Annotated in this window: 11 protein-coding genes; 4 read left to right on the forward strand and 7 right to left on the reverse strand. The window is 62.7% G+C overall.

Annotated features, from left to right (window positions below; translation table 11 throughout):
* Positions 1–8 precede the first annotated feature (8 nt).
* Positions 9–1,055 (forward strand): L-glyceraldehyde 3-phosphate reductase, encoded by a 1,047-nt coding sequence (gene mgrA, locus AC1DYW_RS24225; protein ID WP_457153347.1) that lies wholly within the window; start codon positions 9–11, stop codon positions 1,053–1,055.
* Positions 1,056–1,128: 73 nt separating this feature from the next.
* Here the strand turns inward: mgrA and AC1DYW_RS24230 are convergent, their stop codons facing one another.
* Complete coding sequence (locus tag AC1DYW_RS24230) at positions 1,129–2,223, reverse strand: S1 family serine peptidase (protein ID WP_457153348.1); 1,095 nt, start codon at positions 2,221–2,223, stop codon at positions 1,129–1,131.
* A gap of 348 nt (positions 2,224–2,571) precedes the next feature.
* On the opposite strand from AC1DYW_RS24230, the gene AC1DYW_RS24235 reads away from it, so the two are divergent.
* Together AC1DYW_RS24235 and AC1DYW_RS24240 are read left to right on the forward strand one after the other, a co-directional pair.
* On the forward strand, positions 2,572–3,666 hold the full coding sequence (locus AC1DYW_RS24235) for a trypsin-like serine peptidase (RefSeq protein ID WP_477227878.1): 1,095 nt from the start codon (positions 2,572–2,574) through the stop codon (positions 3,664–3,666).
* Positions 3,667–3,839: 173 nt separating this feature from the next.
* Positions 3,840–5,654: an MORN repeat-containing protein gene (locus tag AC1DYW_RS24240; RefSeq protein WP_477227879.1), complete on the forward strand. Its 1,815-nt coding sequence runs from the start codon at positions 3,840–3,842 to the stop codon at positions 5,652–5,654.
* A gap of 86 nt (positions 5,655–5,740) precedes the next feature.
* On the opposite strand, the gene amrB is transcribed toward AC1DYW_RS24240, so the two are convergent.
* The 5 genes from amrB to AC1DYW_RS24265 all read right to left on the reverse strand — a co-directional run bounded on the left by amrB (position 5,741) and on the right by AC1DYW_RS24265 (position 13,892).
* Entirely contained in the window at positions 5,741–7,405 is a 1,665-nt protein-coding gene (amrB, locus tag AC1DYW_RS24245) for an AmmeMemoRadiSam system protein B (RefSeq protein WP_457152398.1), read from the reverse strand.
* A gap of 53 nt (positions 7,406–7,458) precedes the next feature.
* Positions 7,459–10,485, reverse strand: a complete 3,027-nt coding sequence (locus tag AC1DYW_RS24250; RefSeq protein WP_477227880.1) for a WD40 domain-containing protein — start codon at positions 10,483–10,485, stop codon at positions 7,459–7,461.
* 2 nt (positions 10,486–10,487) lie between these two features.
* Entirely contained in the window at positions 10,488–11,198 is a 711-nt protein-coding gene (locus tag AC1DYW_RS24255) for a DUF4760 domain-containing protein (RefSeq protein WP_457152400.1), read from the reverse strand.
* Positions 11,195–11,614 carry a hypothetical protein gene (locus tag AC1DYW_RS24260; RefSeq protein WP_457152401.1) on the reverse strand — a complete coding sequence of 140 codons (420 nt, stop codon included), beginning with the start codon at positions 11,612–11,614 and terminating at the stop codon, positions 11,195–11,197. The genes AC1DYW_RS24255 and AC1DYW_RS24260 overlap by 4 nt, the downstream gene beginning before the upstream one ends.
* Before the next feature lie 73 nt (positions 11,615–11,687).
* Positions 11,688–13,892 carry a caspase family protein gene (locus tag AC1DYW_RS24265; RefSeq protein ID WP_477227881.1) on the reverse strand — a complete coding sequence of 735 codons (2,205 nt, stop codon included), beginning with the start codon at positions 13,890–13,892 and terminating at the stop codon, positions 11,688–11,690.
* Between the two features lie 261 nt (positions 13,893–14,153).
* Between AC1DYW_RS24265 and AC1DYW_RS24270 the strand changes: the two genes are divergently transcribed.
* Positions 14,154–14,558 carry a Fur family transcriptional regulator gene (locus AC1DYW_RS24270; RefSeq protein WP_095084745.1) on the forward strand — a complete coding sequence of 135 codons (405 nt, stop codon included), beginning with the start codon at positions 14,154–14,156 and terminating at the stop codon, positions 14,556–14,558.
* Here AC1DYW_RS24270 and AC1DYW_RS24275 read toward each other — a convergent pair.
* Positions 14,555–15,175, reverse strand: coding sequence for a LysE family translocator (locus AC1DYW_RS24275; RefSeq protein WP_477227882.1), 621 nt, complete (start codon positions 15,173–15,175; stop codon positions 14,555–14,557). The genes AC1DYW_RS24270 and AC1DYW_RS24275 overlap by 4 nt on opposite strands.
* Positions 15,176–15,185 lie beyond the last annotated feature (10 nt).

Consider the following 15,185-nt stretch of genomic DNA (forward strand, 5'->3'; position numbering starts at 1 on the left):
ATTTTCCCATGCCCTACATCCCCGCCGAAAACCGCTACGAGAACATGATCTACAACCGCTGTGGTCGCTCCGGCCTGAAGCTGCCGGCGATCTCGCTGGGGCTGTGGCACAATTTCGGCAATGACACACCGCACAAGACCAAGCAGGCGATCGTGCGCCGGGCTTTCGACCTTGGCATCACGCATTTCGACCTCGCCAACAATTACGGTCCGCCGCCCGGCTCGGCCGAGACCGCTTTCGGCGAAATCCTGCGCACCGACTTCGCCGGTTACCGCGACGAGCTGATCATCTCGACCAAGGCCGGTTACGAGATGTGGGCCGGTCCCTACGGCGAATGGGGCGGGCGCAAGTACATGCTGGCCAGCCTCGACCAGAGCCTGAAGCGGATGGGTCTCGACTATGTCGACATCTTCTATTCGCACCGCTTCGATCCCGATACGCCGCTGGAAGAAACGATGGGCGCACTTGACCATGCGGTGCGCTCGGGCAAGGCGCTCTATGCCGGCATCTCGTCCTACAATTCGCAGCGCACGCGCGAGGCCGCCGATATTTTGAAGCAGCTTGGCACGCCTTGCGTCATCCATCAGCCGAGCTATTCGATGCTCAACCGCTGGGTGGAGGAAGACGGCCTGCTCGATACGCTCGAAGGGCTCGGCGTCGGCTCCATCGTGTTCTCGCCACTGGCGCAAGGCATGCTGACCGACAAATATCTCGGTGGCATTCCCGAAGGCAGCCGCGCCTCCCAGGGCAAGTCGCTGAAGACAGCCTTCATCAACGACAGGACCATCGCCAACATCAAGGCGCTCGATGCCATCGCCGGCAAGCGTGGCCAGACACTGGCGCAGATGGCGCTGGCCTGGGTGCTGCGCAAGGGCAAGGTGACCTCGGCGCTGATCGGTGCCAGCCGGCCGGAACAGGTCGAGGACTGCGTTGGCGCGCTCAAGGTGCTTGACTTCAGCGATGCCGAACTCGCCGAGATCGATAGCTATGCGCGCGAGTCCGACATCAATTTGTGGGCGGCTTCAGCCGAGCGCAAAGGTCCACCGAGAAAGTAAGCTCGGTAAGCCGGCAAATAAAAACGGCGGGACCTCTCCCGCCGTTTTTCATGTGAGGCGAATTGCCTTCGCTTCAGGGCGTGGCTGGTTTCTGGGCGGTGCCTAGCCCTGCCTTGGGCTTTGCCGGCGCCGGCGCTGGCGTTTTCATTTTCGTCTCGATCCAGCCGGTGTAGTTGGCCAGCCGTGTGTAGATGCCGTACGCGTCCTTGTGGCCGCAGGCCGCACTTCCGTCCGCCGGACCTTCGCCCCAGCTGACGACGCCGACCTGGACCGGACCGTCGGCGCCGGTCATGAACAGCGGACCGCCGCTGTCGCCGTTGCAGGCATCGCGCACGCCGCTGGTGGTGCCGGCGCAGATCATGTTGCCGGTCAGCGGGTCTGTCATGTCGGCGGCAATCGCATTGGCGGCAGCGTCGATGCCTTTTTCCGAATAACGCATGCGGTGGGACAGATCGCCAAGTGCGGCCTTCAGATCATGCGCATAGATGGCCTTGATGCCGCTGTTGCAGGCGGTGTTCGGCTGCAGGTCGAGGTCGGCAACCATCAGCGTGGTCGGAAAGGTGCCATCCTGCATCTTGCCCCAGCCGGTGACAGTGGTTTTGCCGGTGTCGGGTGTGGCGTCATGGGTGACCTTGATGGTCGGCGCATCGGCCGGCTCTGCAAGCCGCAACAGGCCGAGGTCGTTGTCGAGCGTCTGCTCGCTGTAACCCTCGTTGACGATGACCTCTACCACCTTGTGGCGCTTGCCCTCGCTGAGATCGGTGGCGCCGGTCAGCACGGTGACCGCGTCGGGCGAAATCGGCTGGCCCTTGTCGTTGAGGCAGTGGGCCGCCGTCAGCACCCATTGCGGCGCGATCAGGCTGCCGCCGCAGAATTGTGCATTGGCCTGCGAGGCCGGGTTCTCGTCCAGCCTGTCGGTGGTGAGCAGCGCGACCTGAAACGGATAGGCACCCTTTTCGGCCTGGTTGCCGCCATAGACACGATCGGCGCCGTCGGGATTTTCCGCCGCAGCCTTGGCCTTGGCATCCGCAACGCGTTTCATCGGCGAGACCGCCGCTTCGGGCCTGGCGGTGTCATCCGCCTGGCTGGCGCTGACGGTTGCAAGAGCCGAGGCGATGGCGAGCGCCGACGCGGCGACGATCGGCCTGAACCGATGGATGATGTGCACCTGAGATCCTCCTGAGACACGTTCCCGAACGAGCCACTCCGGCGCATGATCAGCGAAACAGTCGCCAGCAAACCGGCGTCGCTTCGCGGATCGCGTTCCCGTGCGGAACCCGTTCAAAACCCTATAGCCCCCCACGGGCTACGTGGAAGCGATTTGTCATTCCAATGTTGTATTAATTTAGGCAGTATACCGGCGCGGGTGTCTTTGGCGGGGGCCTTCGACAGACCGCGTGGGGTGATGATCAGGTTCAGGCGCCGGTAACCAAACTCATTTTTCGGCTTCACCACGATCTCGACAATATTTCTGTATTTTGATCAAGTCCTTGCTGACTTTTGGGAGAGTCTCACCATGACAAAACTGACAAACGCTATCATTGCGTCCGCATTGCTTTCAACTGCAATGTGGACGGTCCCGGTTTTCGCCGCCGATCCTGGCTCCGCCAGTGCCGGTAATGGCGAAAGCATGCGGGACGTAACTTCAGGCGACTATAAGCCCGGGCGGGCAAAACCAATCGCGTCGCCGAAGCTGACTGACGAAGACAGCCGCGCCGCGCCGCTTGCTGACGAGGCAACGGCTGTCAAATCCTATGGCATCGTCGGACGTTCCGCCGATGGCAAGGAGATCAAGATCGAGCCGAGCGAAGCGTTGCGGGATCTGATCATCAAGGAACTGAATGCGCCGGCCAATGGAAAAGACGGGGCGCAGCGCAAGACCGAAGATCCTGACCTTGGCGAAGGCGAAGCCGGCCGTCAGGTTTTCGGCACCGACGACCGTGAGCAGGTCAAGAACACCAAGACCTATCCGTTCTCGGCAATCGGCTATCTCGAAGCCAAATCGCCGAAGACGGGCAACTATGGCAGCTGCTCGGCAACGCTGATCGGCCCGCGCACGGTGCTTACCGCGGCGCACTGCCTCTACAGCCACGAGGACAAGGACTGGCTCTCCGAATATCTGTTCGTGCCGGGCCTCAACGGCAGCACAGCCGACGACGCACCGTTCGGCGCCTTCACCTATGAGAGCGCCTACGTGCTGCAGGGCTTCATCGACAACTACCAGGGCTATTATGGTTCGGTCATCCCGTGGGATCTCGGCATCATCACGCTGAAGCAGGATGTCGGCACCAACCTCGGCTGGCTGGGCTACGCCAACTATGACGATCTCGGCGACTTCACCGCCAACCTCGTCGGCTACCCCGGCGACAAGCCGATGGGCACGATGTGGAAGGCGAACTGCGAAGTGCATGCCGAAAACATCGCTCCGGAATATTTCCAGTATGACTGCGATACGTTCCCGGGGTCGAGCGGCAGCTCGGTCTATGCCTATGACAACAACTCCAAGCAGCGCATCATCACCGGTGTCAACGTGGCCGAAAGCCCCGACGCGAACACCGCCGTGCGCCTGAACGCGGCCAACATCCAGTGGATCAACAGCCTGTACAAATAATCGCTACGCAATCACCGTGAAGACAAAGGGCGGCGGGGCAATCCCGCCGCCCTTTTTTCATGCCGATGCTTCCCATGCGGCTTCTCTTGCACGAGGCCGGCTCGCCGACTACGCTTCAAAGGGCCAAGGGGTTGGCATCCAAAGGGGCTCAAAGGATGGCGCGGACTAGGGCAGTGTTCGGTATCGCGGCCGCATCGATGCTGGCCGCGCTGACATTATCACCGGCCTACGCCGATCCGGCGACCGGTCCTGCCGGTGGCGCCTGGGCTGAACGGGTGCAGATCCTCTACCAGGCAGACACGCGCTCGGTGCTGCGCAGGACGGTCCGGGTTTGGGATTTCCATCCGGAGAAGAATCTCGATTTCGTCTGGGAGCCGGCGGCCGGCCAGTCGCCCGACCTGACGATCACTGAGAACGGCACCATCAACGGCAAAGGCAGGCTCGTGTGGCGGGTGCGTGGCTCGGCGAGCTATGATCCCAAAACCATCTATTCCAGCTATTTCGGTGACATCCGCAATGGCCGGCCCGACGGGCAAGGCCGGCTCGAGCTGCGCTCGGGCGAGGTTTTCGATGGGCATTGGCGTGTCGGGCAACTCGACGGGACGGGTATTCATGTCGACGCCGACGGCAACCGCTATGAGGGGCAGTTCGTCGCCGGCGCGCCGAATGGCGAGGGGCGACTGCTGTCAAGGACCGGCGAGATTTTTGCCGGCTCATTTGTCGACGGGTTGAAGAACGGCAAGGGCCGCACGCGGCTTGCCGGAGGCACAATCTACGAGTCGCAATGGGCGATGGGCAAGGAGGTCGGCGGAATGCGTCCCGACGTGCTGGCCGATGCCAGGGTCGGCGGGCTGCTCAAGGCGCAGACCGGTGGCGGCGATGCCGACAAGGTCGAGATCGGCGTTGCGGTCGACCAGCGCATGACCCAGCAGTCCGATATGCAGTACCAGCATCTGGTGCGCGACGAGGATATCGCGATCTATCCGCTGTCGGACCAGTACAATGACAGCTGGAACGGCACCGGCCAGGTCACCACCAGCAATGTCTATGAAGGTATGAACTGGGAGGAGGCGCCGGCCTTTGCCGAGGTCGACCTGAAGACGTCAGACCAGTCCAGGGTCAAGCTCGACAGTCTGGAAATGAAGGTCGCCGCCAGTGATGCCTATCGCAAGCCGATGCTGTCGATATCGGAGCATTTCGGCTGCGTCGGCTTCCGTCCGGATTTCTCGATCATCAACAATGGTTGGGGCGAGCCCAAGGACATGAAGTTGTCGATCCAGTTCACCACGGTCGACGACGAAGGCAATCCGACAGGTGATCCCAGCCGCATGTTCAGCAAGGGTGTCGGCAGTTTCGGCGAGGGCGTCGACGTGTCGATCAAGAGCGTGCTCGCAGAGGCTGGCGTCGACACGGCCAGCCTGGAGACGGGGCGGTTTCCCTGTCCTTCTGTCGATAGTCTCAACGTCTGCCGCAGCCAGCTCACCAACAAGATCAAGTTCGGCGAGGTCGCCGATTATCTCGGCACCATGCAACAGGCGATGACGCTGAATGCGATCGGCAAGTTCGACTATTCCTGGTCGGACGACGAGGGTCATGTCTACCAGCAGAGCGAGCCGTTCCGCACCTCTATCACCATGGCTGTTTTCGAGACGCCGGAAGCGATGGCCGAATGCGGCGATGGCGGCGGCGGCACGCCGGAAGCGATGCGCTACCAGAACATCGAGTTCCCGATCGGCAAGCATGATTACACCATCGCCATGCCGGTGCGCGGCAACAAGAAGATCAGCGCCTACACGGCGCGGCTGAAGATGTGGTCGTCGATGTCGTCGATCCATAGCTTCAGCATCGCCGCGCATTTTGCCGATGGCAGCGTGCGCGAGAGCAAGCCGGTCACCTTCTTCTATTTTCGGCCGAAGCAGTCGCTGTTCGAGACCAAGACCGAGCCGGCGGCCTGCTATCTGCCGCGCGATATGGTCGGCTGCGGTTAGGGGTGCATCGATATTCAGGTGATGCCGGCCTGCAAACGGCAGCTTCCGGCTCGGCTTGACCTGAATCTCAACACACCCTGGCGCGCCTATTTGCGGCCCATCTCGAAATAGTTGGGCAGCGGCAAAAGCCGGGTGAACATCGTGCCCTGGGCGAAGACGCGCAGTTCCAGCATCGATCCCGACGACCGCTCGGCGCTCTGGTCGAAGAGGAAATTGCCGAGCGAATAGATCTCCGCAACATCGCCGCCGGCAAGCGGAACGATCGCCTCGCTCGATACATGCGGATGGCCGCCGACGATGACCGATGCGCCACGCAGCCGCATCTGGTCGGCAAGCATCTCCTCGCGCGCCGACGGTTCGGTCTCGTACTCGCGGCCCCAGTGGACGAAGGCGACGACCGGCCGCTCGGCGTTTTCGTGCAGCAGCCGATCAAGCAGGGCAGGCGTCAGCAGATCGGTGTTCTTCGAGCCGTTGGTGTCGATGTCGGTCAGGCCGACAAGGTCGAGATCGGCAAGCGCCAGCGTCTCACCCTGGCCGAAATGCGGGATGCCGGCTTCGTTCAGCGCGCGCAGCGTCTCGGCATAGCCTGACGGGCCGAGATCATAGGCATGATTGTTGGCGAGCCCGACACCGGCGACATGCAGCCTCTTCAGCATGTCGACGGCCAGGTCTTGCGGCATCGCCAGCGTCATGTCGTCGATCGCTTCCGGCACGTTGGGCAGGATGACGCCTTCGAGGTTGACGATCAGCGGCCGTGAACCGGTGAGCGCCAGGACGCTGTCAACGATCCGGTCGGCAACACCGTCGCGGACCAGTATCTTCTTCATGGCACGGCCGAAATTCACGTCGCCGGCCAGATAGTAGATCCTGTCCTTCGGCCGTGCCGGGTTGTTGAAACCGGGAGCGAAGGCACCGAACAGCGCCACGACATAGCTGGTGGTCCGCTCGACATAGTCCGGCGTGTGTTCCTGCGAATTCTCGTTGGCGACGACCAGCGGCTGGGCGCCGAACAGTTCGCGCTGCAGCCTGGTCTGGATGTAGAGCGCGCCGACGGAATCGGCGTGAGCGGGCTGGCGAAGCGCCGCTATGCCGTCGAGCGACCCGGCGGCCAGCATGTTCAGCGTCTGCTGGTCGAAGCGCCGTGCGTCGTGCTGCGGCAGATAGTGCGAGAAGTCGGTGGATTCGACGATCAGCGTGTCCTGGTCGACGATCGGCTTCAGGGCCTCGGCCAGCCTGTCCCAGTCGCCGCGCCGCGCCTTGACCGACATCGCCACGGGCACGATTTTCGCCTCGGGGAAGTAGTGGTGCAGGAAAGGCAGCATCGCGCGCACGCCATGTTCCTTGTCGAACAGGCAGGACTCCTCGACCATGTCGCCGTGCGTTTCGAGCTGGCGTACTGCTTGGACGTCGGCGGCGACCGGGCCAAGCACGGTATCGAAGCCGCGTACCGAGGTGGCGTACAGTTTGCGCGTCTTGTGGAAATGGTCTGGCGACAGGATGACGATGCGCTTGTAGCGGAAGCCGGACGCCGCCCGGAACCCCAGCGCTACCAGGTCCGCGGCCAGGAGATGATGCGGGACGGTGATGCCGGTCAGCCGCTGGTTCGATGGTTCGATATCGGCCACCTTTGCGATGGCATCCTTGAACAGTTTGGCGTCATCGTAGAAGGGCGGAAAGTTGTCAGCGCCGGGCGGGCAAATTACGGGCGCGGCAACGGCGTGAAAGAGTGGGGTAAAGAGGCAGAATAGCATTGCTGCGATTGCCGGCCACAGTCGCGCGAGGGGGGTGTCTTGGCGCAGTCCCCTCATGGCTCGGCGAGCACGATGTTCTCCACGCCGCCGACATAGTAGAACGGCTTCTGCTTCGATGATGTCAGCCGCACCACCTCGCGTGAAATGTAGTCGGCAAGGCCGAACAGCGTGACGCCGCCGTCCGACGTCCTGGCCTTGCCGCGCAGGCCTTCGAGGATCGAATAGGTGAAGACGCCGTGTCCGAGTTCGGGCAGTTCGGCGGCGGTGTTGTTGGCTGCGGTGGCCGAAAACACGACGATGCGCGCATCCTGCGCGTCCTTTTCCAGGCGCGGGTTGAAGGCGTTGGCGGCATGGCAGGTGTCGAGCAGCATGAAGCGCATGCCCTTGGCCCGCTCGACCGATTTCTGGATGTCCGACCAGTCGACAAGCGAGGAGCGCTTCCAGCGCTCGGCATCCTGTTTGCGGCCGTCGGTCGGGATGAAATAATAGTCCTCGTCGATGTTGATGCCGTGGCCGGCGACGAAGATGATCGTGGTGTCGTGCTCGCCCGGTCTGTCGAGGAAATCGGCGAGCTGGTCGTCGATCGTGTCGGAGTCGGGCTCCATGATGGCGTCAGCGCTGGCGATTGAATAAGTCTGCTTGGCCTTGTCGGGGGCCTCATCGAGCGCTTCACGGTTGACCAGAACCAGCGTCTCCATCGATGAGAACAGCGGCGCCGATTTCTGCGCAATCACCTTGAGGAATTCGGTGGCATCATCGACGGGGTAGCGCAGGTCGCAGGCGTGGCCCGAACAGGCGTCGTTCAGGAACGGATATTTGTCGACGCCGATGACCGCGACATAGAGCTTGCCTTTGGCCTCGGACTTCTCGGTCTTCCTTGCCAGAGCCGTTACGCTGCGTTCGGTCAGATAACCGAATTCGTTGGTGCCGGTGATGCGGATGGTGTTTTCGCCATTCTCGACCGGTATCTCGACGATGGTGTTGTCGCCGTCCACCGAGCGGGCGGTGACGTCGCCGACATTGCGGCTGTTCGACAGGATCGAGAAGCCGGCGACATCGGTCCCGGCTTGCCCCGCACCGGTGATCTCGACAGCGACATAACCGTCACGCACCTTGCTCTGGTCGGTGGCGAGGCGGATGTCGAATTCCGGTGGCTTGCGCTGCAGCAGTTTCTGGAGTTCGTTGTCGACGCTTGGCCGCATCTCCTTGACCGCCTGTTTGGCGCTGCGCAGGATGATCGCGCGGCGAACCATCTCCGGGCTCCAGAGATATTTCTTCAATTGGCCGGCGCGGATGAAGCGGCCTTCATGGTCGCGGCCCTGGTTGACCTGCCAGCCGATCAGCTTGTCGCCTTCATCGGAGGAATAGTAGTAGCCCTGCGGCATCCAGGCGATCCATTGCGAGCCGGCGAAGAACATCGAGACGATCAGCTCGTGCGTCTTCAGATTCCAGAGCCTGAGCGTCTGGTCGGCGCTGCCGGTGACCAGCAGGCCCGCTTTTTCCGAAGCGACCATGGCATTGATTTCGCCGGTATGGCCGGTGAATTCGCCCGACACTCTCGCTGTCGCGGTCCGATATTCGAGCAGCGTGCGGTCATTGCCGCCGGTGATCAGGCCAAGGCCGTCATCGATCAGCGTGAAGGCCGAATGGACAAAGCCATTGGTGGCATCGTTCTCGATGCTGCGCACCATCTTGCCGCCATTGGCGATCTCCAGCACCGCGTTTTCCAACGCGTCCTTGCCTCCTTCCCCGGCGCGCAGCGACCACTGGCCGTCTGTCAACGCGGCGCGGGCAAACGAGCCCGGCTCAGCCAGCGGCTGCGGGTCGTCGAAGAATCGCTCGGTGGTCGGCAGCACCAGCCTGTTGTCCAGTTCGCCTTGTTCCTCCGGACAGGACACGCGCTGGGGGCAAGGGTTGGCATTGCCCCAGGCGATGACGTCATTCGCTACGTCGATGCCGACGGCGGTCACCGGCTCACCCACTCCCTGCAGCAGGGCCTTGCGCTCGCCAGTCGTGGGATCCCAGACCTGGATGGCGTTGCGCGTGCCGCCGGCGGTTGCCACCAGCGAGCCATCGGCATTGGCGGTGCTGGCATAGACCGTGCCGTCGTGGCCGGTATAGTCGAGCACCTTCTCGCCGGTGTCGGTGTTCCAGATGATGGAGCGGTGCTTGTCGGCGCAGCGATAGCCGCAGGAGGCGACCAGTCGCGACCCCCTGGCAAAGGTCAGCGAGCCGACGAGGAAATCCTGCGTTGGCATGGCGCGCACCATTGTGCCGTCTGCTGCGTGCCAGAGCTGCACCTGCCCGTCCTTGCTGCCGGTGGCAAACAGGTTGCCATCCGGCGAGACGGCCAATGCCATGACACTGATATCCCGCAACGGTTCGGCCTCGGCCGGCAAGGCGATCTCCTCGCCCTTTGCGACGTCCCAGAGCCGGATGCCGTTGTCGGTGGTGGTCGCCGCCAGCCTAGTCCCCGCGGCAGCGAAGGCGAGCTTGTCGATGTGCCAGGAATCGGCATCGAGCTTCTTGTCCAGCGTCCACCCGGTCGCGGATTTGTCGTCCAGCCGCCAGAGATAGACGACGCCGTCGGCGCCACCGGCAGCCAGGGTTTTGCCGTCGGGAGAGAAAGCGAGGTCGTAGGTTGCGTAGTCGGCGGCCTTGAGCACCGCCTTCATCTTGCCGGTGGCAAAGTCGAACAGCCGGATGTCGCCATAGGGTGGCCTGTCGCCGAGGCTGGCGCCGAAATAGCCGCCGGCGGCAATCGTCTTGCCATCCGGCGAGACCGAGACCGCGAAGATCTTGCCGTCGCTGCCATTGCCGAGATAGCCGCGAATGGTGCGCAGCGTCACCCCGCTCTGCCAGTCCCAGATGCGGATGGTCTTGTCGTTCGATGCCGAGACGATGTCGTCGCCGTCGGGCGTGAAGGTGAGGTCGGTGACCTGTGCACTATGACCGCCGGTGTCGAGATCGAGGTGGAAGTCAGCCGCCTCTTCGGCGTTAGCAGCCGATGCGACAGCAAGCGCACCGGCCATGGCGAGCCAGCAGCAGGCACGCAGGAGGCGGCGGGCTGCTCCTCCCATCGCTATTTGACTTCGCCCGCGGGTTGCCGATTGCGCACATAAGCCTCGATCGCCGTGGCGAAAGTCGGTGAACCCGCCTTGCGCTGTTTGTCGACATAGCCGGCAAAATAACTCCAGAACGAGACGGCATAGTCGCGGAAATAAGCGTCGGTCACTTTGCGCGAACACAGATCGCCGTCGATGCAGAACGACAGGCGGTTGAGGAAATAGACGATGCGGTCGAAGTTTTCGCTGAAATCGGCGAGTGGCATGTCGCCACCGCTGGCGGTCATCGCCTCGATGCCGATCCGCTGCCGGAACACCTGCTCCTCGGTCGGCGAGGGGTTGGCGCTGAGCAGATTGTCATATTTGGCATTGAGGGCCGCAAGACGATCTTTCAGCGCGCGTTGCGCCTGCTGATAGTCTTTGGTTTCCCAGAGCTCAACCAGCGACATGGTCTGCTCGACGCGCTTCTGCTCCTGGTTGGCGAGGAACTGGTAGATCGAAAACATCAAGGTGAAGATGATGGCCAGACGCACCAGCAGGCCCGACCAGGCATAGACCAGCATGCGCCAGTCGCGGTCGGTGAACGGGTTCGCTTCCTTCTTGATCTCGTGGCTGCTCGGCCAGGGAAACCCCTCGGTGGTTTCCGGCAAAGCCGGCTTCGTGGCTGGCGCCTTTGCGGTGGCGGCGGCAGCTGCCGTTTGCCTGGTGTTGGCCGCCGGCTTTTTCATTGGCAGCTGTCCAGTTCGATGACGGCGGAGGGATCCAGCACGATGCCGGGCGCCTCCAGCTTCTTTTTCAAACATTCCAGCTGCAGGCGCGAAATCATGAACTGCACATCGGGCTCCGCCGCCCCCTTGTTCGGTGATGGCAGCGCCTCGACCACGCCCCGCGAGGCGCAGTTGCTGAGATCGACGACAACCGCTCCGTTGCCGCTTTTGGCGATCTGGTCATACTGATCGAGAAAACAGGTTGCCAGTTCAGAGTTGGTGACGATCTGATTGACACAAAGGCCGCAGGCCTCGTCCGCCGAAGCATTGGCGATCAGCAACAGGCTGCCGGCAAGGCCGGCCACCGATCCACGCCAGGAAAACATATATTTCTTCACAATCGATCCTATCCGCTTCGTCAGGCCGTCATGCGCCATTGCGCCCGCCGGGAATGTTCTCATATCGCGCCGATCGCGCAAGAGCCGGTCCGGCCCTTGTGCCGGCATTCGGTCAGGCGCGTGGCACCGTTTCCATAGGGAAGATTATCACCGCGCCCTTCGGGCCGCTCTTGTCGGCGAGCCGCATCACCGAGCGGGTTGCCGGCGCCATGCCGATATCGGTCAGCATGTCGGAGAAGCTGGCAGGGCCTAGCCCGCGCGTCATGGAGGCAACGCCGTCCTGCGCCAGGAAGCTCAGATCCTCCTTCTCGCTTTCCGGCGGCGCCTCGGTCAAAACCGCGATCATCCTTTCCATGCCGAAGCTGGTGTCGGTGAAGGCCAGCAGCCCCTCTTCGATCGAGGCTTGCGGCGCCAGGCGCTCGGCGACGATGTGGGTGATCGAATAGTCGCTGCCGACATAGAGCACGTTGATGTCGACCAGCAGATCAGAGCTGTTCTTTGCCAACACATGCACTTCGTCGCCCGGGGAGACGCGAGGCACCACCGAAGCCTGCAACGGTTCGAGACCATCCTTGTCACGGCGTTTGACCTGGAACTGGACGTCGACGTCCTCCGGCTTGTAGTCGGATGCCGCCGCCAGCCGCGACAGCCCGGTGGCACGGAAGATGGTGCGCAGATTTCTGGTCGTGGCCTCGACCAGCTTTTTCCGGTCATCCATGTGAATGATGATCAGCGGCGGCTTGCTGCCGTCCTTCAAGGTCACGTCGCCCGAGGCCGGCAGGAACCACAGCGCCGGCTTGTCGGTCGCGTCCTTGGCAGCGCCGGCAATGGCATTCTCGCGCATCACCGCAAAGCGAAGCTCGGCGCTCTTGCCGGGGTCGACCAGTTCGATGTTGAAGCCGGTTTCTTTGGCCGTAGCCAATTCGTCGAGAACCGAATTGACCAGAGCGGTTTGCTTTTCCAGTCCCTTGGTCGCCGCCGGCCGCGCCACGGCGAGCTTGTAGTCGACGGCGATCTCGGCCACCCGCGCATAGGCGTTGGCGGGAATATCGGCGAGCTTCAGCGCCGGCTTTTTGTCGAATTCGACCGGCTTGACCCGGCTCTCCAGGTTCCTGGCTGACTGCACCTCGAGATAGCCGACAGCGTCAGAAAGCTGCGACAGCGCCGAGGGCAGAATGGCGAGCTTGCTGCCGGGGGTGAGGCGATGCAGCAGGCCGGCGCCGATCGTCGCGTCGCCGTCCTTGATGACAACAGGCCATTGCATGACCGCGTCCGTCTTGTCGGTGCCGAACACGCGGGCGTCGAGTTCGCCCTCGAACAGCGGTGTCGGGCGCGTGCGGCTGTCGGCCGAATATTGCTGCAGCACGGCCTGGCCGAGCTGGCGATAGGTGACGTTCGGGTTCTCGGCCAGTTTCGACAGGATGGTGAAGGTGAACAGACCGAACCGGGGTGCATCGGTCGTGCCCTTGGGCAGCGGCATCTCCGGCGTCGTCTCCACCGTCTGCGCGGCATAGAAGGCGACTAGCTTGCCCTTGGTGATCGGTTCGCCGCCGGTCGGGGTCAGGTTGAAAGCGGGCTTGCGCGTGCCGTTGTCGTCGACGCCGCGCGAGCCGGCGGCGGATGTCACCTCGTCATAGGCCTTGATCGCCGCGGCCCGCTCGGCTTCGCTGCCGCCGACCAGGTCGGCGAACTCGACCTTGCGCTCCATTTCGTCGTCGACCTCGACGGCGCGGGTCGCGGTGCCGGAATGGCAGCAGTCGAACACGACCCAGACGAAGGCGCCTTTGTTGCGGATGGCGTCGAGCGCAGCACCGATCTCGTTGTCGACCAGCGCATTCGGCACGCCCGCATCACGGTTGATCCATTTGTCGATGTCGACGGGCAGGAAAATCTCGTCGAGCCCGTCGGTCTCGTCGCCCTTGACCCTCTCCGGCTGCTGGGCGCCGTGACCGGACAGGTGCAGATAGACGAAATCGTCGCGCTGCACCTTGGCGGCGAGGTCGGCCAGCGCGGCCTTGATCGCGGCATGGGTCGGCAAGCCATTTGCGCCTGGGACGTCCTTGGCCAGCAGCGTGACATTCTCGGCCGCGAACCGCACCGGGTCGGGCACGTTCTTCAACAGGTACTCGTGGACCAGGCCCGCATCGTTCTTCGGTCCGATCAGCCAGTTCCTCTGCGGCAGGTTCGGATATTCGGTGCAGGCGACCAGCAGCGCATGGTAAGTGCGCGATGCTGCCATGGTCCTGAACGACACCGCGCTAGCCATCGTCAGCGCGGACGTGCCGACCAGCAGCGTCCGCCGCGTCAATTTGATCATGATTGCTTCCCCAAGCCCGATCGAATTCCCAAGCGCGGCAATCCTTGCCGAAGATTTTGTCAGTATTTTGAATGTTGCATCGCAGAGCAACCCGCCTGTTACCCCGCTCCGGTCAACGATAGGCTTTCTCGACAGCCCTTCGGGGGCAGAGATGTTGTAAACAGTAGCAAAAATGGCTGTTCGTCGCTATCTGGATGGGTAGGGATCGTTTGCGCGCGGAAATGATGCGCGAGCGACGCAAGACAGGTTGGAAACAGGATCATGGCGGCGAGGGATGTACTGACGAAGAACCAGCTGTGCGTGCTCGAGAAACTCGAGGCCGCCAGCGGGCCGCTCAGCGCCTACACGCTGCTCGACCAGCTGCGTGAGCGCGGCTTTCGCGCGCCGCTGCAGGTCTACCGGGCGCTCGACACGCTGGTGAAGTCCGGCTTCGTGCATCGGCTCGAAAGCATCAACTCCTTCGTCGCTTGCGCCGAGCCGCATGACCACAGCCATTCGATGACCGCCTTCGCCATCTGCGACACATGCGGGCAGGTCACCGAAATGTCCGATCACGATGTCGACCACCGGCTGGACGAATGGGTGCGCTCGACAGGCTTCGCCGCCAAGAAGGCGGTGATCGAATTTCGCGGGACATGTGCGAAGTGTTTGGCTGAAGCGGCCTAACGCGCGGTCGACCAGGCGAACCAGAACGCAACGAGCGCCAGCAAGGCCGAAAGCAGCCGTCGGCTGGTTCGTTCCAGCCGTGGATCGTTGAGGAATGGCTGCAGCGCTCCCGCCAACACGACGATCAGTCCATGGATGGCTGTCGCGATGGCCACATAGGTCAGGATAAGCAGGACAGTCTGCGCAAGTATCGGTCGTCCGGCCTCGACGAAGGTCGGCAGCACGGCGACATAGAAGATCGCCGCCTTCGGATTGAGGAGATTGGTGACAAATCCGCGCCAGAAATACTTCCCACCCGGATTGCCCTTGTTCGAAACCACATCGGTTCCAGCGGTCCAACCCTCCCAAGCGAGATAAAGCAGGAACAGAATGCCTGCCCAGCGGAGACCCTCGTAGAGCAAGGGCGACGCCTGAATCACTTCGGCGACGCCCAGGGCGGCGATGCCGCCAATGGCCGCCAGACCCGATGCGATGCCCGCCACGGTGGCGAAGCCCGCCCTGCGGCCGTGGCTCGCCGAAACCAGTGCCAGGTAAGTCATGTTGGGGCCTGGCGTCAGTTCGATCAACAGCGACGCCAGCGCGAATGAGAGGAATGTGGCCGTTGAAAACGGCAGCATTTCACTCACT

Source organism: Mesorhizobium sp. P2_D5 (assembly GCF_056404355.1).

Bases quoted from the DNA above. Each gene is read 5' to 3' on its own strand.
- mgrA (WP_457153347.1), top strand. From the start codon at position 9: ATGCCCTACATCCCCGCCGAAAACCGCTACGAGAACATGATCTACAAC.
- AC1DYW_RS24235 (WP_477227878.1), top strand. From the start codon at position 2,572: ATGACAAAACTGACAAACGCTATCATTGCGTCCGCATTGCTTTCAACT.
- amrB (WP_457152398.1), bottom strand. From the start codon at position 7,405: ATGCTATTCTGCCTCTTTACCCCACTCTTTCACGCCGTTGCCGCGCCC.
- AC1DYW_RS24250 (WP_477227880.1), bottom strand. From the start codon at position 10,485: ATGGGAGGAGCAGCCCGCCGCCTCCTGCGTGCCTGCTGCTGGCTCGCC.
- AC1DYW_RS24255 (WP_457152400.1), bottom strand. From the start codon at position 11,198: ATGAAAAAGCCGGCGGCCAACACCAGGCAAACGGCAGCTGCCGCCGCC.
- AC1DYW_RS24260 (WP_457152401.1), bottom strand. From the start codon at position 11,614: ATGGCGCATGACGGCCTGACGAAGCGGATAGGATCGATTGTGAAGAAA.
- AC1DYW_RS24265 (WP_477227881.1), bottom strand. From the start codon at position 13,892: ATGATCAAATTGACGCGGCGGACGCTGCTGGTCGGCACGTCCGCGCTG.
- AC1DYW_RS24270 (WP_095084745.1), top strand. From the start codon at position 14,154: ATGGCGGCGAGGGATGTACTGACGAAGAACCAGCTGTGCGTGCTCGAG.
- AC1DYW_RS24275 (WP_477227882.1), bottom strand. From the start codon at position 15,175: ATGCTGCCGTTTTCAACGGCCACATTCCTCTCATTCGCGCTGGCGTCG.